The organism is Peribacillus sp. NPDC101480, from assembly GCF_050277335.1.
GTDB lineage: Bacteria > Bacillota > Bacilli > Bacillales > DSM-1321 > Peribacillus.
Genome location: NZ_JBNNSB010000005.1, coordinates 1 through 20,389 on the forward strand (window position 1 = coordinate 1; position 20,389 = coordinate 20,389).

Below are 20,389 nucleotides of genomic sequence, written 5' to 3' on the forward strand. Positions count from 1 at the left end.
TTATTTGCCGTGAAAGAAAAATTAAACCCGACCCGGGCAGAGATGATTGAATTTCTTTTCACTTCCGCTGCCTTCGGATTCGTGGTTGCAAACAATGCTTCCATTTCCGGAGCGGCTGGCGGCTGCCAAGCAGAAGTGGGCTCGGCAAGTGGAATGGCCGCGGCTGCGATAGTGGAACTGGCGGGCGGTACACCAAGCCAAGCTGCAGAAGCGATGGCGATCACATTGAAAAATATGCTTGGTTTGGTTTGTGACCCAGTGGCTGGATTGGTTGAGGTTCCTTGCGTGAAACGTAACGCAATGGGTGCCTCCAACGCGATAACGGCAGCTGATATGGCGCTTGCAGGCATTACGAGCCGCATTCCATGTGACGAAGTGATCGATGCCATGTATAAAATAGGCTTGACCATGCCGGTTGCACTTCGTGAAACGGCAGAAGGCGGCCTGGCTGCGACTCCGACCGGACGTAAATTGGCAGAGGATATATTCGGTTCCTTTAAATAAACCTACATCGCTCAAATATGAAATCATAAGTTTGCTCTGTATTGCAATAGCAAAACAAAGTCACTTCTAGTTATAAATTTGAACCCGTTCAGGAGATCAGGGATATAAGGCGAACCCACGCTACATTACGGAACTTCTGGTTTCAGAGGAATTAGTTAAGTTATCCATTGTAGGTTTGAATCCCATTGATTATTAATCCTCGATGACAGATGCTGATTTTTTATGAATTTAAGTTTACCATTGATTTTATTAACGTGGCTGCACAGTCACGGTTATTGTTAAAACATCACTCTTTTAATTGATGGGGCGTAAATAAAAAATAAAATGCGCTCCTTAATGTTTCTTATTAAACATAGTATGTTGATAAACGGTATCCAATATATCCAAGACTGTCTTTTCTGCACATTAAGGTAAAAAGGCAAAGTAGCATTTTTGCCGATTTTTAGTTTTTTTGTATATGTAAAGAATGAAGAATGTGAACGTGTCTTATGGGATATCTTTCATTGCCGTATAGTCAGCCTTTGGCTTGAAACTTACTCGTCCTTTAACCGAAATTCACTTTTTTTTTGGCCAGCTGTTGGAGAGTCTTGTAGGGACAAAAATCGTTATAATTCCTAAAAAAGAGAGTATGTTCTTTTGGAATCTCGCTACACAAAAAACATCCTATTACTGCTCTAAGGTACGAAGGGGAATTTGCAACAATAAGACTACATTGTCTCCAAGCCCCTTTACAGTTTTGAATATCATCAATATTAAAAAAGATAATTTTCTTCCATATGGCAGGAATCTTGATTGACGATAACCTCAATTTCTCCTCGAATAACGAAAAGAATTTCAATTCATCAAACACCAGCCGAATATAGTGGTCTTCATATAAAAGAATCCTCTATTTACAAAAAGGAAATAATAATAACGAACAATATACTTTGGTGAAATCACCACACATTTTATTATATTTTGCCAAAGCACCGCAGTGTTACGGTGAAAGAACCGAAAGTTTCAGCGGTACATATTAACCTGACGCAAGAACATGTTCTTGTTCGGGCTAAAGTCCCGCGAATGCTTGTTATTGCACAGCTGGAATAGATTATTTTGGATTGATTTTTCTCTAAGTGGGAATGTACTATTATCCGTGTATTTCTTCATATTTTTAGATCAGAACAGGTTTTATAAAGGTAAACTGCGAGCTGTACTTTTAAGTAATTTTCAAAATGGCTAAAGTCCATTTTAAGAATATCTTCAATTTTTTTTATACGGTGATAAAGAGTATTTGCATGGATATGAAGATCTTTTGCCGTGGCAGACATGGAACGATTATTTTGTACATAGGTGATAAGAGTATGCAGAAGTTCACAGTGTTTCTCCTGATCTATCCATAACAAGGAAAACGTCTCAGAGAGGAATAAGTTAATTTCTTCAGGTGGATGGTGTAAAAAAAGGCGGCTGATTCCAATATCCCGGTAATGGACCATACCCTTTTCCTTTTGTTTTTTTAAGTGAAGCAGTGCTTTCTCAGCCTTCGTATGATTTTCTTCTGCTTGGCCAGGATTGTAATGTCCGGTACTAATCCCGGCTCGGGCTATGACTTTAAATCGTTCGTTCCACCATTTTATGCTGCTTTGGATCATTTCTGTAAAATAGACTTCACGGTCAGCATTTTGGGCAGAAGAAAACAAGGTGATTTTATTGTTATAACTAAAAAGAAGACAGTTCTTATCTGGAATTTTCTCCTTAAGGTGCGTGAGTAGAACCAGTGCATCGTTTTCCAGAGAATGTAAATCGGCATTGCCCTCTAATTCGATTAAGGCGGTTATATAATAGTGATGATAAATACCTAAATCCTTTGCAGCCACTTCAGCTTGATGAGGATTTTTTATTTTCAAAAACTGTTGATAGGCTTCATAGATCTTCTTATACATGATTTCAGTCTGTGATCTAAGTTTCATAATTTCAAGCGAGAGAAACGGAGCTCCCTGTTCAATTATTAGGCAATCGAGCTCTGACAAAGGAGAGTTCCCTTCTGCAATCAAACATCCTAAAAAGATCGATCCAGATCTAATCGGATAAATATAACGATCAGTATGGGTGTTATTATAGTGTGATCCGTAAGCTGGCTCTGTTTTATTCATATAGAGAAGAAATAGATCATCAAGATTTCCGACCCAATGCGCTCCGTGTACTGGATAGAGCTTTCCTTCCAGGTAATCTGCATAGACCAGTCTTTTTTCCATCAGTTTGTTCAATTCGTTGATAATGACATCCAGCCCTTTATTCTGTGTCGACAACCGAGTGAGAAGATTGTGGATATCCGTCCTCTTTGCTAACAGTGTATTCGCTTTTTGGAGCTGTTTGGTTAAATGAGTGAATTCATCAAGGTTTTTCTGCACTTCAGTGTGGAGCTGTGCATTATGTATGGCAATAGAGGCCTGAGCTGCAAAGCTTTGTAAAAGAAGGAGATCCGTTTGGCTGAGACCATCTTCTATATCAAAGCAATGAAGGGTCATCACTCCTATTCGTTTCGTTCCAAATGATACGGGCACAGATAATATAGACTGAATATTCCGATTTTTGAATTGAGCCCTTTCGATCGTGTCCATATTTTCAATACTTAAGTCAGCCATGCTGTCATAAATGGCTTTTGTTGTATGAATCAGGCTTACGTTGCCATCTCTGAAAACTTTTCCTGTAATGGACTCGCCTACTTTTACCTTAAAGTTGATTATATAATCTTCAAATCCAATATATTCCTTAATGATCAGTTTATTCGAATGCTCTTCATACAGTTGGATATATCCCGCCTTAGCAGATTTTACAATATTTAAAGCATAATGCATGATTTTCTTCAGCACTTCACCTATTGCAAGAGTCGAGCTAATGGCTTGGAAGCTTTCCATTAAATTCATCATGTCATATTGTGCCTTTTGATTTTCTAACTTCAACTGATGAAGAGAGACATCTTTGCTATTCAAGTTTTCCCACCTCCAATGTTGAAACCAACACGAATATCGTTCAAAAATTGTTTAATGCCACATTGTCCAGTTATCTGATATTTTATAATATTTAGTAAATAATGAAAAGAGATTAAACTCTTTTCTGATGATTGAGAGATTTCAAAATTGAAAGGGGGAAGAAAGTGGTGGAAAGCGTTGCATATATAGAACTGGAAAGTAAGTTTGAAGATCTTGTTAACATTAGACGGGATTTGCATATGTACCCGGAATTGTCATTTAAAGAAGAAAGAACGCCGATGATCATTGCGAACTTTTTAAGTGAGTGTGGTTTGGAAGTAAGAACGGGAGTAGGTGGAAAAGGCGTTACGGCATTGTTAAGGGGAGAAAAGCCTGGAAAAACAGTTGCGCTTCGTGCTGATTTTGATGCACTTCCGATCCAAGATGAAAAGGCTGTTCCCTATAAATCAAAAATTCCAGGCATCATGCATGCATGCGGCCACGATATTCATACGGCCTCTCTACTCGGAACCGCTTATGCGCTAAGTAAAGTAAAGGAGCATCTTCATGGGAATGTGCTGTTTATTCACCAGTTTGCTGAAGAGGTGATTCCAGGAGGCGCAAAAGCGATGATTGCGGATGGATGCCTGAATGATGTTGATGTCATCTATGGTGCTCATGTTTCATCGGCGCTTCCGGTAGGACAGGTTCACTTTAAAGAAAAATTCATGATGGCAGCCGGGGATAAATTTAAAATCCTGATTAAGGGAAAAGGGGGGCACGGATCGATGCCTCATCTTGCAGTGGATCCTGTATTTATAGGGAGCCAGATTGTGATGAATATCCAACAAATCACGTCCAGTCGTATCAATACAACTGATCCAACTGTCATAACAGTCTGTTCGTTTGAGGGAAGCAGCAGCTATAATATCATTCCTGATCAAGTAATTTTATCCGGGACAGTTCGAACGTTTTCCGAGGAAGCGAGAGATCTTGCCAAAAAGCATATTAGTAAGATCGCAGAGGCGGTCTGTAGTAGTGCCGAAGCCGTATGCGAGATGACGTATGAATACGGCTATCCTTCTGTATGGAATAATCCGGAGGAGGCAAATCAAGTTAAACGTATAGCTGAAATGGTTGTAGGGAAAGAAAATGTGTCGGAGGGCCCTTTACTGATGGCAATGGAGGATTTTTCCTACTATTTAAAAGAAAAGCCTGGTGCATTTTTTAATGTAGGAGGAATGAATTCTGACATTCAAGCTGTCTACCCTCATCATCATCCGAAATTTGATGTGGATGAGATGTCCATTCTTCTGACTGGGAAAATGTTCATTTCGCTCGTGTTTAATTACTTTAACAGTCAAGATCCGAAAATTGGAGACTAGTCAATTTATTAACTGTGATTGCAATGTTAATTGAGAAGGGGGAAAAGGCTTATGCAAAGCAGTCCAAGTCCAGTAAAAAATAAAAAGAGACATATGATCCTTGCACTGCTGTTTTTAGGTTGGTGTTTATCTTATCTTGATAGAATGGCCATGAATGTAGGGATTGTTGAAATCGCAAAGGACTACAATCTTAGCCCGTCGGTGATGGGGGTAGTGCTAAGTAGTTTTTTTGCTGGATACGCTTTAATGCAGGTACCTGGGGGATGGCTTGCCGACAAGTTTGGTTCTAGAAAAGTCATCGTTGTTGCTATTTTGTTTTGGTCATTGTTTACCGTTTTTACAGGGATGGCTTGGTCCCTAATGTCCATGATTATCATTCGCTTTATGTTCGGCCTAGGAGAAGGTGGGTATCCGGCAGCAAGTTCCAAGGCGATTGCAGATGTTTTTCCCAAGGAAGAACGACCAAGTGCACAGACGACAATGATGTCATCCAATTCACTTGGAGGCGTAATAGCACCGCTAATTGCCACACCATTACTTGTCTTGATAGGTTGGAAAAATCTTTTTATTGTCATTGGTATAGTGGGTGTGTTAGTGGCAGCGTTGTTATGGTATTACTTAAAGCCGGAAAATATGCAGGGTGACAGTTCGGAAAAGGAGACTTTAGAAAAAACATCTTTTAAAGATTTAATAAAGTTTCCAATTGTATGGCAATTATCTATAATGTGGTTCGGGATGAGTACGCTTATATGGGGACTTACTTCATGGATGCCTCCTTATCTAGTAAGAGAAAGGGGTCTTGACCTCCTGTCCATGGGTATGCTTACCTCCATTCCAGCACTCACTGGCGCGATCGGTATTATAATAGGCGGTAAACTCGTCCAATCCTACTTGAGTGGAAAGGAAAAGTATCTGGCTATTGTAAGTTCTATCTTAGTCATTTTGTTTCTGTATTTAATAATCACCGCACCATCCGTTACTCTTGTCATTACGTTTCAGTCTTTGTGTACAATTTTTCACGGCCTCGTTTTTGCCACTATTTTTGCCTTGCCGCATAAAGTATTTTCAAAGAATAATATTGGATTGGTAATTGGGGTTATTAACCTTGGCGGGATGATCGGCGCATTTCTAGCACCGATGGTAATGGGTTATTTAATTGAAACATTCAACGGATCCTATACATCAGCTTTCGTTTATTTAATCCTATGCGCTGTTTTGACCATCATTGCAGCAGTGGGACTTAATATGAAAAAAGGTCTTTCCGTCATCAACGATACAATGATAATGAGCAGCGGAAAATAAACGTGATGTCAAGGACAACATCCACTCGAAGCCATATATAATGTGAACTGGCTCAGGTGCACTAATATATATATAGGTACTTTTTTAAATGAGTTGAACTATAACGCAGAACGCACGCGCTTTTTAATATAACGAAGTCTTAGTTCCATTTTATCTAACCTGACCTTGCCTAAGCTGTAAGCCTTCAGGCAGGGTAAACAGGTTTCTTATATATTGCTGTTATTACGCTAGGCATAGAAACGTACGAAAAGGCCAAGGCTTTTTTGAAAAGCGCTTTGCTGCTTGTTTATCTCTTGATTTACTTCCTTGGAGGAAATACTTTGCTGTAAAGAATAGAGATTCTCAAACGAGTGATTGATATTTATTAACAAAACGAGACAAAACGAGACAACAATCTCATTTTGTCTCGTTTTGTTTCGACTGAAAATAGATAAAGTCCCAATTTTACCGCCCCACATTTTGGCACGGCAATTGCAATATATTAAATTGACTCATTATTAATGATTGGGGGCTGAAAAATGGAAACGATTCAATCGAATGAAATAAAGTTATCTCAGGACAAGGCTTATTGGATGTACAAAAAAATGCTGGAAATCAGAAAATTTGAAGACCAGGTTCATGAATCTTTTGCAAAGGGGATATTGCCAGGGTTTGTCCATTTGTATGCTGGGGAAGAAGCGGTAGCTGTCGGAGTATGTGCTCACCTATCCGAAAAGGACAGCATTACAAGCACTCACAGGGGGCATGGTCATTGTATAGCAAAAGAATGTGATCTTAACGGGATGATGGCTGAAATCTATGGGAAAGTGACAGGGCTTTGCAAGGGAAAAGGCGGTTCCATGCATATTGCCGATTTGGATAAAGGGATGTTAGGCGCGAACGGGATAGTCGGTGGTGGCTTTCCGCTCGCATGCGGTGCAGCATTAACTGCCAAATATAAAAAGACCGATCATGTTAGTGTTTGTTTTTTTGGTGATGGTGCCAACAATCATGGAACATTCCATGAAGGGATAAATCTGGCGGCAATCTGGAAGCTGCCCGTTATATTCATCGCTGAAAATAATGGGTATGGGGAAGCCACGCCTTTCAACTATGCTTCAAGCTGCAAAACGATAGCCGATCGGGCGATAAGCTACAATATCCCGGGTGTCCGGGTGGATGGGAAAGATGTATTGGCTGTGTATAAGGCTGCTGAAGAAGCCGTTCAGAGAGCTCGCAGGGGAGAAGGCCCATCATTGATCGAATGTGTTACTTATCGTAATTATGGCCACTTCGAGGGAGATGCACAGAAGTATAAAAAAGAACAAGACAAAAAAGAGCATAAACAAGAGAAAGATGCGATTGCCCTATTTAGGAATTACTTGCTGAATCAGAATCTGCTGGCGGAAAAAGAACTGATTTCTCTTGAGAATGCCGTTGAGGAATCTATTAAACAAGCAGTCAAGTTCAGTGAAGATAGCCCGTATCCAGAGGCATCCGATTTATTAAAAGATGTTTATGTATCCTATTAAACTATAAAAGGAGGAATTGAGATGAGTAGAAAAATCAGTATGTCACAAGCAATAAATGAAGCAATGGCCATGGCAATGAGAAAAGATGAAAATGTCATCCTTATGGGAGAAGATGTAGCCGGCGGTGCAGAAGTTGATCATTTGCAGGATGACGAAGCATGGGGTGGTGTCTTAGGTGTCACAAAAGGATTGGTTCAAGAGTTTGGCCGGGATAGAATTCTTGATACACCCATTGCGGAAGCAGGATATATGGGAGCGGCAATGGCAGCCGCTTCGACAGGCTTGCGACCGATTGCCGAGTTAATGTTCAACGATTTCATTGGCAGCTGTTTGGATGAAGTATTGAATCAAGGTGCGAAGTTCCGCTATATGTTTGGCGGTAAAGCACAGGTTCCCGTGACGATCCGTACGATGCATGGTGCAGGGTTCAGGGCTGCAGCTCAGCATTCACAAAGCCTTTATGCCTTGTTCACTAGCATTCCAGGATTGAAGGTCGTCGTTCCCTCTTCCCCCTATGACGCAAAAGGGCTCTTACTTTCAGCCATTGAAGATAATGACCCTGTCATCTTTTTTGAAGATAAAACGCTATACAACATGGTAGGGGAAGTTCCGGAAGGCTACTATACAATCCCAATCGGCAAAGCTGAAATTAAAAGGAAAGGCTCGGATTTGACTGTCGTTGCCATCGGTAAACAAGTTCACACCGCGATGGAGGCTGCTGAAAAACTCACAGCGAAAGGCATTGAAGTTGAGATTGTTGACCCGAGGAGCTTGTCACCACTGGATGAAGAATCGATTCTCTCTTCTGTGGCAAAAACAAATCGTTTGATCGTGATCGATGAAGCGAACCCAAGATGCAGCGTCGCAACGGATATTGCTGCACTGGTGGCTGATAAGGGATTTGACACGCTCGATGCGCCGATTAAGAGGATTACGGCACCACATACACCTGTACCTTTTTCTCCACCGCTTGAAGATATTTACCTTCCTACATCAGAAAAAGTGATACAAGTCGTTTCAGAATTATTGGGGGAGCCTTCCATCCTAGGGGTGTAAATAAATCCATATGATACATGCTCCAGCTTTTATAGAACTGAAAAAGTTGGAGCAACAAAACCAATGATGGACAAACAAACCATTCTGAAGGGAGAAATAAGATATGGCTGTCGAAGTGGTAATGCCGAAATTGGGCATGGCAATGAAAGAAGGTACTGTTTCATTATGGAGTAAGGCTGTTGGGGATGCAGTCGAAAAAGGTGAAGCAATAGCCAGCATCAATTCAGAGAAAATAGAAATGGAAATTGAATCTCCAGCTGAAGGTACGATTTTGAATATAGCTGTTCAAGAAGGACAAGGAGTACCTCCAGGAACCGTTATCTGTCATATTGGAAATCCGAATGAAAAAATAAAGATCGATGAACCTGTTGCTGAAGAAACACAGTCGAAAATTGCTGTACAAGAAAAGCCGAAAACAATAGAGTCACCCATTTTGCCAATGGGAGATCGATTGATGATCACCCCGGTTGCACGAAAAATGGCACAGGCAGCGAATCTTGACATCGAGACGATACAAGGTACCGGGCCAGGCGGAAGAATCACAAAAGAAGATGTACAGAAAGTAATCGAGAAAAGGGATTTGATGCCGGTAAATACAGAAAAAAGCATAGTTCCCCCACCCCAACCTACTTTAGAGAGACCGCAGCAGATTCCTGTGACCGGAATGAGGAACATCATCGCTAAACGTATGAAGGAGAGCTTGCAAAGCAGTGCCCAATTAACTATAACGATGAAAGCTGATGTCACTGATCTGGTCATTTTGCAAAAACAGGCTGCTGAAACACTGCAAAAACATGAATCAACTAAATTGACTATAACGGACTTTGTTGCGAAGGCTGTCGTGCTTTCACTTAAAGAGCATCCTAAAATGAATAGTGCTTATATTGAAGATAACATCATTTTTTATGAGCATATCCATCTTGGATTAGCGGTGGCCTTGGAGAATGGACTTGTTGTTCCCGTCATAAGAAATGCCGAAAATTATACCTTAAGACAGTTATCGAATAAGGGGAAGGAATTGGCGCGATGTGCACGTGACTCTCAATTGCCTATTGAAGACATGCAAGGGTCCACTTTTACTATCAGTAACCTCGGGGCATATGGAGTTGAGCACTTCACACCTATTCTCAATACACCGGAAACGGGGATACTCGGAATTGGCTCTGCTTACGATACCCCGCTTTATATTGGCGAAGATTTGGAGAAGAGAACGATCCTGCCACTCAGTTTAACTTTTGATCACCGTGTACTCGACGGGGCACCCGCGGCTGCCTTTTTACAAACACTAAAACGGTATTTAGAAGAGCCGATCACCGTGATTTTATAGAAAAGGAGTGAAACTCTTGAATCGTATAGCAATTATAGGCGGAGGTCCTGCAGGGTATGTAGCGGCAATCACTGCTGCCCAGCAGGATAACGAAGTCATATTGGTAGTGGATGGGCCATTGGGGGGCACCTGTTTAAATGAAGGCTGCATGCCAACGAAGTCATTATTGAAAAGTGCCGATACGTATGACTTGGTGAAAAATGCCGGGCAAATGGGAATTCGCCTTCCCTCCAATTCGATTGAAGTAGATTGGGATACCGTACAGGAACGAAAGAGAGAGGTCATATCTAAACTAGTGAACGGCATTCGATATTTAATGAGTAAGAATAAAATAAAAGTCATTCAGGGAAGGGCTTCCATCCTTTCAAGTAATCGACTGCTGATCGAGAACGGAAATAAAAATGAAGTAATCGAGGCAAGTAAGATCATCATTTCATCGGGGTCAGAACCGATTCCACTACCTTTTGCGCCGTTTGATGGTGAATGGATCATCCACAGCGGCCATGCCATGTCACTTCCTGCCATTCCCGATTCGCTGATAATTGTCGGAGGCGGTGTCATTGGATGTGAATTTGCCAGTATTTATAGCAGGATGGGCACCAAGGTCACCGTTATCGAAATGGGGGAAAAGCTGCTTCCAGGGGAAGATGATGATATCACAAGGATTCTGCATGACGAATTGAAAAACCAAGGCGTTACAGTCCATACCTCCACATCTGTCAAAAACATCAATGCAACCAGTAAGACGGTATATATAGAGAATAGCGATGGCAAATTGGATGAAATGCATGCTGATTACGTACTCGTATCAATAGGGAGAAAACCAAGAGTGAACGGAATGGGCTTAGAGGGAAACGATATTGATTTTTCCCGACTTGGCATCTCGGTGGATGATCGAATGCAAACAAGCAATCCATCGATTTATGCTTGTGGTGATGTGATAGGGGGCATACAACTTGCCCATGTAGCTTTTCATGAAGGACGGGTGGCGGCTCTGAATGCCTGCGGTCAATTTGCACAAGTGAATTACCGGGCAATTCCTCGCTGCATTTATACCTCCCCGGAGATTGCCAGTGTAGGCTTGACCGAAAAAGAAGCGCGTAATAAATATGGAGAGATTAAGGTTGGTGAATTCGCTTTTTCTGCAAACGGGAAAGCGGTCCTTTCCAATAAACCGGTAGGAAAGGTCAAAGTCCTTGTGAACCCACAATATAATGAAATTTTAGGTTTTTCCATTGTTGGTCAGCATGCAACAGAATTGATTGGTCAAGGAACGGTCATGCTGCATGCAGAAATAACGGCAGATATGATAGAAGATTTAGTAGCAGGACATCCAACCTTGTCGGAATCCATACATGAAGCTCTTTTAAATGTTGTAGGTCAAGCTGTGCATTGCTAAAACTGAAGGGGGAATTTGTATGGCTAGCGGTCAACGGGTGGCGATAGTCACTGGTGCAGGTCGTGGTATCGGACGTGCCATTGCAATAAGATTAGCTCAAGATGGGTTGAATGTGGTCATTAATGACGTCAATCTGGATACGGCTGAATCGGTCGTGAATGAGATTAGGGAACTTGGACGTGAAAGCTTTGCCGTTAAAGCGGATGTAAGCAATAGACGGGAAGTATTTGAAATGGTGAAGCAAGTTGTGGAACGTTTTGGACAACTGGATGTTATGGTTTCAAATGCAGGAATTGCACAAATAAAGCCTCTATTGGAAGTAACTCAAGAGGATCTTGAACAGATTTTCAATATAAATGTAAATGGTGTCCTCTTTTGTCTGCAAGCCGCGGCTGAACAAATGAAAAAGCAAGAAGGCGGGAAAATCATAAATGCTGCCAGCATCGCCAGTTATAAAGGATTTAGCTTACTAGGTACATACTCGGCCACGAAATTTGCCGTAAGAGGAATTACACAAGCGGCAGCACAGGAATTAGCCCAGTTTGGCATTACGGTGAATGCATACTGTCCAGGAATTGTCGGGACGCAAATGTGGGATTTAATCGATGAAAAAATGGGTCAATATATGAATCTTGCTAAAGGGGAAACATTTAAAAAGTTTACAGATTCCATAACCTTAGGACGCTCCGAAACCCCAGAAGATGTGGCGAAATTCGTCTCTTATCTTGCATCACCGGATTCGGATTATATGACAGGGCAATCCATCATGATTGATGGAGGAGTTATTTTCTCATAAACTATATTGTTCAATGGAGAAGCATCATGTGAATGATCACATGATGCTTTTTTTGCAAACTCAATCTATATATTGTAAGCGAATACATAATCTACTATAATTAAAAAGACCTCGATTAACATCCTATTTTATACTCCATGGTATTTTTCCTCTAGATAGACTGGTCAAGTGAAGGTTTAAACCAAATGATTAGAGGAGGATTATATGCTATCCACTAGTTGTTATCTACGTACATGGGAACGCTTTGTCAGTGAAGGTGTTCTCGATTCAAATCGTCTGAACAAGCGAATAATGGAATCCTGGCATCGCTGCAAAAAAGATCAAGTCAATCCATACCTTAATAAAGGCAAACATATTTTGACGAATGAATTATTGGACATTCAAAGAGAAAAAAACTCGTTTCTATTAGAAGTGGCATCCCCCCAATTATCCAGGATGAATCAATCGATAAAAGAATCGGGAATGATGGCTTTATTGGTCGATCCGGATGGATATGTCCTTTCACTTTCCGGAAACGAGAAAATACTCGATGAGGCAGGCAAAATAAATTTTGTGGAGGGCGTATGCTGGACGGAGGGTGAAGTCGGAACGAACGCAATTGGAACAGCGTTGAAAACGGGTGAAGCCGTAATGATTCAAGGGACCGAGCATTATTCAATTGCCTCACACAAATGGAGTTGCTCTGCGATGCCTATTTTAAATGATGACGGTAAGATATTGGGAGTTTTGGATATATCATGTCCAGTAGAATATTTCCATCCATCCATGCTGGGTATGGTAGCCAATTTGGCTTATACGATCGAACAGGAAATGGGGGTCCGTTCCTATAAAAAGGAGCTGGCACTGACACAGCGCTCGATAGAACTTGCAGAAACCTATCCAGATCTGCCTTTTATCGTCTGTAATCACAAAGAAATGATTATCTCCGCCAGTAAACAGGTTCGCAAAAAAATCCCTCAATCCATTGGTATGGCATTGGTCGATCTGTTAAATCATGGATATCGAATCGTAAAGGAGAATCCGCTTCTATCCAAAGAGGATAATAGGATTTACGGTAAGTGTTTATTCTTATCAGAGAATTATGGTCATGAAACCAATAGGCTTTTTCCTGCTTCAATGCCTTTAGAAGGGTTTGCCTTCAAAGGGGAAAGAGGGATTAGTGAGTCCTTTCATAACACATTAAATAAAGTGAAGCTTGTTGCACCGACAGAAGCAAATGTGTATATATCCGGTGAAACAGGGGTCGGGAAAGAGCTTATTGCCAAGGCTATTCATGAAAATGGCATGCGCAAAAAAGGACCATTCGTCACGATAAATTGCGGAGCCATACCTAAAGATTTAATGGAAAGTGAATTATTCGGGTATGTTGATGGCGCTTTTACTGGGGCTAAACGGCAAGGGCACAAAGGGAAGTTCGAGCAGGCAAATGGAGGGACCATTTTTCTCGATGAAATCGGTGAAATCCCTTCAGCGATGCAGGTTGCCTTACTGCGTGTTCTTCAGGAAAGAAAAATCGTTCCGATCGGCGGCACAAAAAGCATTTCATTGGATATTCGCATTATCACTGCAACACACCGTAATCTTGAAGAGCTTGTCAATGAAGGGTCCTTTCGTAAGGATTTATACTATCGGCTGAACGTTTACCCCATTCATGTACCTCCCTTAAGGGAAAGGGTTGAAGACATTCCTTATTTAGTCAACTACTTGTGTTCGAAGAATAATTGGAATATTCCATTAACTGAAGAATTATTGAACCGTTTAAAGGAGTACAATTGGCCAGGCAATATTAGAGAGCTGCAGAATGTACTTCAGCGATTGACCATCTTACTTGCAGAAGGACCTCTTGATTATGTTAAAGTGTTGAATTCCATGCATTCCCAGCCCGTTACACGGCATGATGATTTTCCTGCATGGGAAGAACCGGGTAAAAATGGCATCAAGGGAAATGAACTGACGATCCGTGAAAAAATTCAACGTGATCTGATGATAGAGGCATTACAAAAATCAAGAGGGAATGTCACTGCTGCAGCAAAGCTTATGGATATACCAAGAAGTACATTTTACAAGCGGCTCCATAAGTATGGTATTTAGATATGCGTGTGTACATTATGTAAGAAAAGCAGACTTATAGAAATCCTTGAAAAATGAAAGGGGTATGGCAAATGAAAACGAGAATTACTGAATTATTGGGGATTGAATATCCGATTATATGCGGCGGGATGTTTCAAGTTGGCCGAGCCCCGCTCGCAGCCGCTGTTTCAGAAGCGGGGGGACTCGGCATCATCACTTCAAAAACACAGGTGACACCAGAAGGTCTCCGTGATGAAATAAGGAAAGTGAAAACTTTGACCAAGAAACCCTTTGCTGTCAACCTGAACCTGTTCCCAAGTCAAACGGCAACCCCTAATGATGAGTTCATCGATATTTTAATTGACGAAGATGTAAAAATTGTTGAAACGAGTGGCCGAAGCCCAGAAAGTTTAATGCCCAGACTTAAAGAGCACGGCTTTACCGTGATACATAAGGTAGCGAACGTCAAAAACGCAATGTCGGCAGAGAAATTAGGGGTCGATGCCATTATTATTGTAGGGAATGAAACAGGCGGACATCCCGGCATGGGTGATGTAGGAACACTTGTCATGCTCCCTCGAGCGGTTGACTCCGTTACTATACCAGTAATAGCAGGCGGGGGATTTTCGGATGGCAGAGGCCTTATCAGTGCCTTATCACTCGGTGCTGAAGGTATCGTCATGGGTACTCGCTTTATGGCAACGCAAGAAGCGCCGATTCATGATAATGTGAAGCATTGGATGGTATCGGCCAATGAAACGGATACTGTCGTCATCCAACGCAATATAGGCAGTCCGTCGCGTGTAGCATTAAATGCCGTCAGTACAGAAGTGGATAAACTTGAAAATGAAGGTGCCACTATAGAGGAATTGATTCCGCTAATTACGGGACAAAGGAGTAAGAAAGTATACTTTGAAGGAAATTTAGACGGAGGCATCTGGTCATGCGGTCAATCCGTAGGACTGATAAAAGAAATATTGACCGTCAATGAATTAATAAACCAAATCGTCCAAGAAGCAAAAACCTCGTTCGAATTCATCCAAAGCCGTATCGAATCCATTCGAACATAAATAACCTAACTGGAACATGCGATCAATAGTGATTTCGTGTTCCTTTTTTTATCTATTAGAAATAAAGTTCCATAGGTGGTCAAGAATAGACTTTATCAAAAATGCATGACCGTTATTTATAACAGAAGAATGATTTATAACTCTAACGCGAAAGGCCAATTCAATAGAAAAAAGCTACATAGCCCATCAATTACTTGCTAGCTAACTTTCAGCGACTTCTTAATAAAGACATTCACATGTTAAAAAACAAAGAAAAAGGTAATTAACATTTCGTGAGTGTTTACATAACATTTTTATTCAGCTAAATCAAACAAAACTTGAGATCTTAAAACCATTCAAATTTCTTCTGGAATTTTTGATTCCTGAAACTTTTAAATCATGTAAAAATCGATTTTTACGATCTTATTTCACTCATGATAAACAAGAACTGATTGCTGAAAGTAGGTGTGGCTCTATACAAATTTAATTTGAAGGTTTGCCTTATAACCCTTGGCAGCTTCCTATTGATTCACTGCTTGTTTGCACATATGAAAGCGGTCAATGCTTGTTATTTTACATCAAAACTCAATGGCGGTTTGAGCATCATTAAGTTTAAAACATTTTTTAAAGGTTATTCATGCTAAAGGCTGCTATGAGGTTAATTAAGAAAGCTTATATTGTAATTATGTGGCTAAATGGAGGAGCTATCATCAATTTCAGGTAGAAAGCGGAACTTGCTTGATAAAAAACCTTTTGAATTGTCATTGAGGTAAATTATACTTATATAACTTTTCATAAGTGTTAACCCGTGATTTTTCTCATTTGGCCATTTAATTTATATATAAGAATAATAAAAATGTTAAATAATGTTAAAAAACCGGGATATTTAGATTGCTACAGGTTATTAGATAACTATTCTTTGAATAGGTCTTTAGGAAAGGAAAGGGGAAGCAATATGAAAAAAAAGATTAGTTGTGCACTTACCCTAGCTGCTTTTTTAATAGGAGGGGCAATCATTTATTACTCAATTTCTATTTCTTTATACACAGCTACAGAAGATTTAAATGAATTCCCTGTACCTAAAAATGCTGAATTGGTTCAGTTAAATGAACAAGGGAATAGATATGAATGGTCAAGGGCTTCTGAAGAAGACGGCATTCCCTATGGATATGCAATGGCCCTTAAAGCGAATGGATGGAAAAAGGGGAAAAGTGAGGGAGCTTCCGTTTTATACATGAAGGGAAATAATAAAATAGATTTGATCACCACAACCAAGCAATTAGAGATCCTTAGAGTGAAATGACTAAGGATGATAAATACTAATTGAATAATCCGATCTATAGCATAAAAATGATTGAAAACGAAATATGTTAACAATTAGCAGATAAATTAAAATTCAATATATAAATCAAGAAAATTTTAATGAACGTAACTGATGTGAAATTAGCTTAAATCCAAGAAATCTTATTGCGAATTTAGACCGAATTTTTAATTGAAGATCAATCATTTTAATTGGAACAATATTTATTTAAGTTTTAAAGTATAAGTTAACAATGACGACTAATTAATAAAAAAATTATAGATAAATAATGGCAATGAATTTAAATATAAAAAATCCGTATCACGTCTCACTAAGTTAAGTATTCTTAAGATATGAGACGAAATTAACATTAAAAATATAACTTCCTATAATATATATTATGTAAACTAGAATAAAGAATTATACAAAATGATCACAGCTTCATATTCCTCTTTTGTACACAGACACAAAGTTTAATACATTCATTTGGGTCATTAATTTGAGTACATAGTGTTATTAATCCACTTAAAACCTCACTACTTCACTATATCTGTTTTGATATACAAATTCGAGTACATTATAAACAATACAATCAATTTAACTGTAAACACACATACCACCGTTCATAAATTAATGAACGGTGGTATGTGTGTTGCCCTTTCAACCTATACCTCCTCGCTGGATAAAAATTTCCATTCTAGGTAAACGATATAAAGTTCAGAGGGGCGGTCTTTTCTAGGGTTTTAAACCCTTCCATTGATTAAGGAGAATTCTCTAATTTGGTGACCTTACAGGAGCTTACAAATTAATACCTAAATATGATCCGACGCCAATAACTAGTGAATTAATGATGGGGAAAGTTAATTTAGCAAATCAAACGATTTTAGATCGAGGAAAAAGAGAAAAGAACGCTTCCCTCCCCTTCATCCCATTGTCTTTCCGTTAATTCAAGACTATTAAGCAATTCTTTAGAGCAGCAAAAACATACAGTAATCCGCTTTTATAATTTAAAAAATCCGCTCTCCGTTGTTCTTCAATATCAACAGGATCTACACTTTCTAAAAGTTTAGTCCAGCGTTTATACAAAGCTACAGGCTTAATATCAATGTACAATCAGAAAGTCCCCCACAAATCCCTTTGTCAAAAGCTCGATTACATGATTTTCTGCTGATATAGCCAGATTAACACTAACATAGACATTCATATGATTACTATCCGAATGATGAAGCTAATATTACAAACAGTCCACGCTCCTGAACGATTAGCTGTTCATTAATTAAGTCTTACAGTATCTCGGAATTGGATTCAGAAAGAGTAAAATAAATTTTTCTTTGGTGTACATAATATAGGGAATAACCAATGATAGTAAAAGTGTTATGAAAAGGGTGAACAAATGGAAAGAAATAGCGCGATTGACTTTATTAAATTTTTTGCAATTTTTTCTGTTGTAGTCATTCATGTATTCCCAAGGGATAGCCAAATTGGTCTATTTATTCTCGATAACATCTCAAGGTTTGCGGTGCCATTCTTCTTTACTGCCTCTGGTTATTTGTTCGGTAAAAAGATGATACACACAAGGGATTCCATTGATTATTTTAAAAGGTACATTATAAAAATCTTAAAACTGTATTTGTGCTGGCTATTCTTTTATATGATGTATGATGTTCTTATTCTTTATAAAGCTGCTGCCGATGTCCCAAAGGAATTTGGGCAATACATTAATCAATTTTCATTTCTTGACCTTATATATTACGGAACTGGGACTAGCGGATACCAATTGTGGTTTTTAACCGCATTAATTTGGAGTGTTATCATTCTATTCGGTTTTTTTAAGTTAAATAAAGCAAGGCTACTTTTAACCATTAGCCTAATATTCAACTTGTTAGGTCTTTTCGGACAATCGTACACGGTGATCTATGATCTTCCTCTAAGTACACGGGATGCTTTATTCATTGGTCTTTTTTATACAACTTTGGGATTCTTCTTTGCGTATGATAAATTCTTTAAAAAGTCAAGAGCAATAACAGCCAAAACCAATTTATTATTAATTTTTATCTTCTTTACTATCCAAGTGGTAGAAGGATACTTATTAGAAAAGATATTATCAGGAAGTCATGGGGAATATTTTATTTCTACCATCTTTTTAACTGCATTTCTTTTTTTATTTGCATTAAATAATAAAACATTGGGGAAGGATTTGTTCATTACTAAAGTAGGAGGAAGAGCCCTGGGTATATACATTGTTCATGTAGTCTTCATCGATATTTTTGATTTAATTATATCGGCAGCAAAAATGGATCATATATCCGACAATTTATTGTTAAAACTATTTGAGACACTCCTTATAATTTCTATGTCGTACATATCTTATGACCTACTTCAATATTTCAAAAGGAGTTTAAGCAAATTGATAACAACCAGATAGTGAAAAGTTACAACGATAAAGGAGCATTAGTCCTGAAGTCCCGATGCTTCTTCGTAATATTTACGCTTGAAAAACCATAGGTCCACGCTTTCTTAATACGAGTATACTTACGCGTTGGCTTATAAAAAAAGCACCCTTTTTGACGCTTGTTCTTTGGAAGTATACTAACAACACTGCCGTTTTAGTCCTGGATGAAATTTTACTGAATTAACATACCCGTTTGTTCAAAAAAATGATCCTTTGCAACCCCTATTTTATTATTTGTTTTCCTTCTACTCCACTAAAGACAGATTATTGTAAACGCTAGTATACGATCCATCTAATAGATATTGTTTAGTTGATATGCATAGGATACTATCCCATACATATCAACTATGCGATATTTGCTTGAACCAGTTATATAAACAAAAGTAAATGCCTCTCATAATGAAAAATCCTCCAACAGAATGCTGGAGGATTCTTAAGATTATCATTTAAACTTATCCGGAAACTGCTTTACAACTCCCGCAGAGATAGTATCCGCCATTAGGATTATATGTGTGACCCCTTCGTCAATTGAAACGATTCTTCCGTTCCAATTTTTTGCTAAGCTTGCAGTTAAATCATTTGTCACTAATTTCAAATGCATATAAAGCAAATTTTTTAGATCTTCATTTTTCAAATAGGGGTTGGCACCGCTAAGGAAAGCTGCTATTTCATCAGCATTTCTATACCATTCTTTATTTAGCTGTTTCACCAAGACCTCATTTCCGCTTTTAGCCGCATCTACAATCTTTCCCGCAATAACAATATGCTCCTTAAGCAAATCCGTAAGTTTGTTCCCAGCTTTCTCTCCGTATACTGGCTTTATAGCATTTCCAATATCCTCCTGATTTTTCAGAAGCCTGGCCAATACCTGTTTTTGATCCTCCGCTCCAGCTGTCGTTGCACTTGTAATGTAATTACTTGTCCACAATACATGATCAATCCAAAGTTTCCTGAATTCATTTGCGAACTTTACCTCAGATTGACTAACACTTTGCACCTGCGGTTTAGCGTATGCACTGGTTGTTCCAGACACCATGTTTAGAGGAAATAAAAAAATGAAACCCATCAACAATAATTTTTTCATAACACCATCTCCTTCCAAAGTTTAAAAACACCTTTTTATTATTGATATATGGGATTTTAATATTCATGATAATGATTCTACTTACCCTATTAAACGGTAAATTGGACTTGGATGAGCTCACATCGTCCTATGTAAGCTGTTTTTCTATAAAAGTATTAATACACGGACACTACAACGTCGCAATTTGCACTTAAAATATGATGAAT

General features: G+C 39.2%; 15 protein-coding genes and 1 pseudogene. 12 read left to right on the forward strand and 4 right to left on the reverse strand.

Features of this window, described 5'->3' with window-relative positions:
- Positions 1-504 (forward strand): L-serine ammonia-lyase, iron-sulfur-dependent, subunit alpha (gene sdaAA / locus ACQKMF_RS17165; RefSeq protein WP_427574191.1); only part of this gene is annotated, 504 nt, incomplete at its 5' end.
- Positions 505-1,646: 1,142 nt separating this feature from the next.
- Here sdaAA and ACQKMF_RS17170 read toward each other — a convergent pair.
- Entirely contained in the window at positions 1,647-3,473 is a 1,827-nt protein-coding gene (locus ACQKMF_RS17170) for a helix-turn-helix domain-containing protein (protein WP_402937000.1), read from the reverse strand.
- A 167-nt stretch (positions 3,474-3,640) separates the two neighbouring features.
- On the opposite strand from ACQKMF_RS17170, the gene ACQKMF_RS17175 reads away from it, so the two are divergent.
- A complete protein-coding gene (locus ACQKMF_RS17175) occupies positions 3,641-4,837 on the forward strand; it encodes an amidohydrolase (protein ID WP_427574193.1) in 1,197 nt (398 codons plus the stop codon).
- Positions 4,838-4,888: 51 nt separating this feature from the next.
- On the forward strand, positions 4,889-6,139 hold the full coding sequence (locus ACQKMF_RS17180; protein WP_427574195.1) for an MFS transporter: 1,251 nt from the start codon (positions 4,889-4,891) through the stop codon (positions 6,137-6,139).
- 101 nt (positions 6,140-6,240) lie between these two features.
- Here the strand turns inward: ACQKMF_RS17180 and ACQKMF_RS17185 are convergent.
- Positions 6,241-6,442, reverse strand: a pseudogene (locus ACQKMF_RS17185) (IS6 family transposase); the annotation flags it as partial.
- Positions 6,443-6,657: 215 nt separating this feature from the next.
- Here ACQKMF_RS17185 and ACQKMF_RS17190 point away from each other — a divergent pair.
- The 8 genes from ACQKMF_RS17190 (at position 6,658) to ACQKMF_RS17225 (ending at position 16,650) form a co-directional block, all read left to right on the forward strand.
- Positions 6,658-7,650, forward strand: coding sequence for a thiamine pyrophosphate-dependent dehydrogenase E1 component subunit alpha (locus ACQKMF_RS17190; RefSeq protein WP_402937006.1), 993 nt, complete (start codon positions 6,658-6,660; stop codon positions 7,648-7,650).
- 21 nt (positions 7,651-7,671) lie between these two features.
- Positions 7,672-8,706, forward strand: coding sequence for an alpha-ketoacid dehydrogenase subunit beta (locus ACQKMF_RS17195; RefSeq protein ID WP_101222150.1), 1,035 nt, complete (start codon positions 7,672-7,674; stop codon positions 8,704-8,706).
- 103 nt (positions 8,707-8,809) lie between these two features.
- Positions 8,810-10,033: a dihydrolipoamide acetyltransferase family protein gene (locus tag ACQKMF_RS17200; protein ID WP_427574197.1), complete on the forward strand. Its 1,224-nt coding sequence runs from the start codon at positions 8,810-8,812 to the stop codon at positions 10,031-10,033.
- A 16-nt stretch (positions 10,034-10,049) separates the two neighbouring features.
- Positions 10,050-11,432, forward strand: coding sequence for a dihydrolipoyl dehydrogenase (gene lpdA / locus ACQKMF_RS17205; RefSeq protein WP_427574199.1), 1,383 nt, complete (start codon positions 10,050-10,052; stop codon positions 11,430-11,432).
- Positions 11,433-11,451: 19 nt separating this feature from the next.
- Positions 11,452-12,228, forward strand: coding sequence for an acetoin reductase (locus ACQKMF_RS17210; RefSeq protein ID WP_402937012.1), 777 nt, complete (start codon positions 11,452-11,454; stop codon positions 12,226-12,228).
- A 204-nt stretch (positions 12,229-12,432) separates the two neighbouring features.
- Positions 12,433-14,319 carry a sigma-54-dependent Fis family transcriptional regulator gene (locus tag ACQKMF_RS17215; RefSeq protein ID WP_402937014.1) on the forward strand — a complete coding sequence of 629 codons (1,887 nt, stop codon included), beginning with the start codon at positions 12,433-12,435 and terminating at the stop codon, positions 14,317-14,319.
- Positions 14,320-14,390: 71 nt separating this feature from the next.
- Positions 14,391-15,368, forward strand: a complete 978-nt coding sequence (locus ACQKMF_RS17220) for an NAD(P)H-dependent flavin oxidoreductase (RefSeq protein ID WP_402937016.1) — start codon at positions 14,391-14,393, stop codon at positions 15,366-15,368.
- A 934-nt stretch (positions 15,369-16,302) separates the two neighbouring features.
- Positions 16,303-16,650 carry a hypothetical protein gene (locus tag ACQKMF_RS17225; RefSeq protein ID WP_034311933.1) on the forward strand — a complete coding sequence of 116 codons (348 nt, stop codon included), beginning with the start codon at positions 16,303-16,305 and terminating at the stop codon, positions 16,648-16,650.
- A 939-nt stretch (positions 16,651-17,589) separates the two neighbouring features.
- Here the strand turns inward: ACQKMF_RS17225 and ACQKMF_RS17230 are convergent.
- Positions 17,590-17,760: a hypothetical protein gene (locus ACQKMF_RS17230; RefSeq protein WP_402937019.1), complete on the reverse strand. Its 171-nt coding sequence runs from the start codon at positions 17,758-17,760 to the stop codon at positions 17,590-17,592.
- Positions 17,761-18,040: 280 nt separating this feature from the next.
- Between ACQKMF_RS17230 and ACQKMF_RS17235 the strand changes: the two genes are divergently transcribed.
- Positions 18,041-19,072, forward strand: a complete 1,032-nt coding sequence (locus ACQKMF_RS17235; protein WP_427574203.1) for an acyltransferase — start codon at positions 18,041-18,043, stop codon at positions 19,070-19,072.
- A gap of 469 nt (positions 19,073-19,541) precedes the next feature.
- On the opposite strand, the gene ACQKMF_RS17240 is transcribed toward ACQKMF_RS17235, so the two are convergent.
- The gene (locus tag ACQKMF_RS17240; RefSeq protein ID WP_402937023.1) at positions 19,542-20,183 is read right to left on the reverse strand and encodes a glycosyltransferase; all 642 of its coding nucleotides are present in this window, start codon (positions 20,181-20,183) and stop codon (positions 19,542-19,544) included.
- Positions 20,184-20,389 lie beyond the last annotated feature (206 nt).

Excerpts from the sequence above, each read along its gene's own strand:
- ACQKMF_RS17190 (WP_402937006.1), top strand. The coding sequence starts at position 6,658 with ATGGAAACGATTCAATCGAATGAAATAAAGTTATCTCAGGACAAGGCT.
- ACQKMF_RS17215 (WP_402937014.1), top strand. The coding sequence starts at position 12,433 with ATGCTATCCACTAGTTGTTATCTACGTACATGGGAACGCTTTGTCAGT.
- ACQKMF_RS17235 (WP_427574203.1), top strand. The coding sequence starts at position 18,041 with ATGGAAAGAAATAGCGCGATTGACTTTATTAAATTTTTTGCAATTTTT.
- ACQKMF_RS17240 (WP_402937023.1), bottom strand. The coding sequence starts at position 20,183 with ATGAAAAAATTATTGTTGATGGGTTTCATTTTTTTATTTCCTCTAAAC.
- ACQKMF_RS17210 (WP_402937012.1), top strand. The coding sequence starts at position 11,452 with ATGGCTAGCGGTCAACGGGTGGCGATAGTCACTGGTGCAGGTCGTGGT.
- ACQKMF_RS17180 (WP_427574195.1), top strand. The coding sequence starts at position 4,889 with ATGCAAAGCAGTCCAAGTCCAGTAAAAAATAAAAAGAGACATATGATC.
- ACQKMF_RS17225 (WP_034311933.1), top strand. The coding sequence starts at position 16,303 with ATGAAAAAAAAGATTAGTTGTGCACTTACCCTAGCTGCTTTTTTAATA.
- ACQKMF_RS17195 (WP_101222150.1), top strand. The coding sequence starts at position 7,672 with ATGAGTAGAAAAATCAGTATGTCACAAGCAATAAATGAAGCAATGGCC.
- ACQKMF_RS17200 (WP_427574197.1), top strand. The coding sequence starts at position 8,810 with ATGGCTGTCGAAGTGGTAATGCCGAAATTGGGCATGGCAATGAAAGAA.
- ACQKMF_RS17220 (WP_402937016.1), top strand. The coding sequence starts at position 14,391 with ATGAAAACGAGAATTACTGAATTATTGGGGATTGAATATCCGATTATA.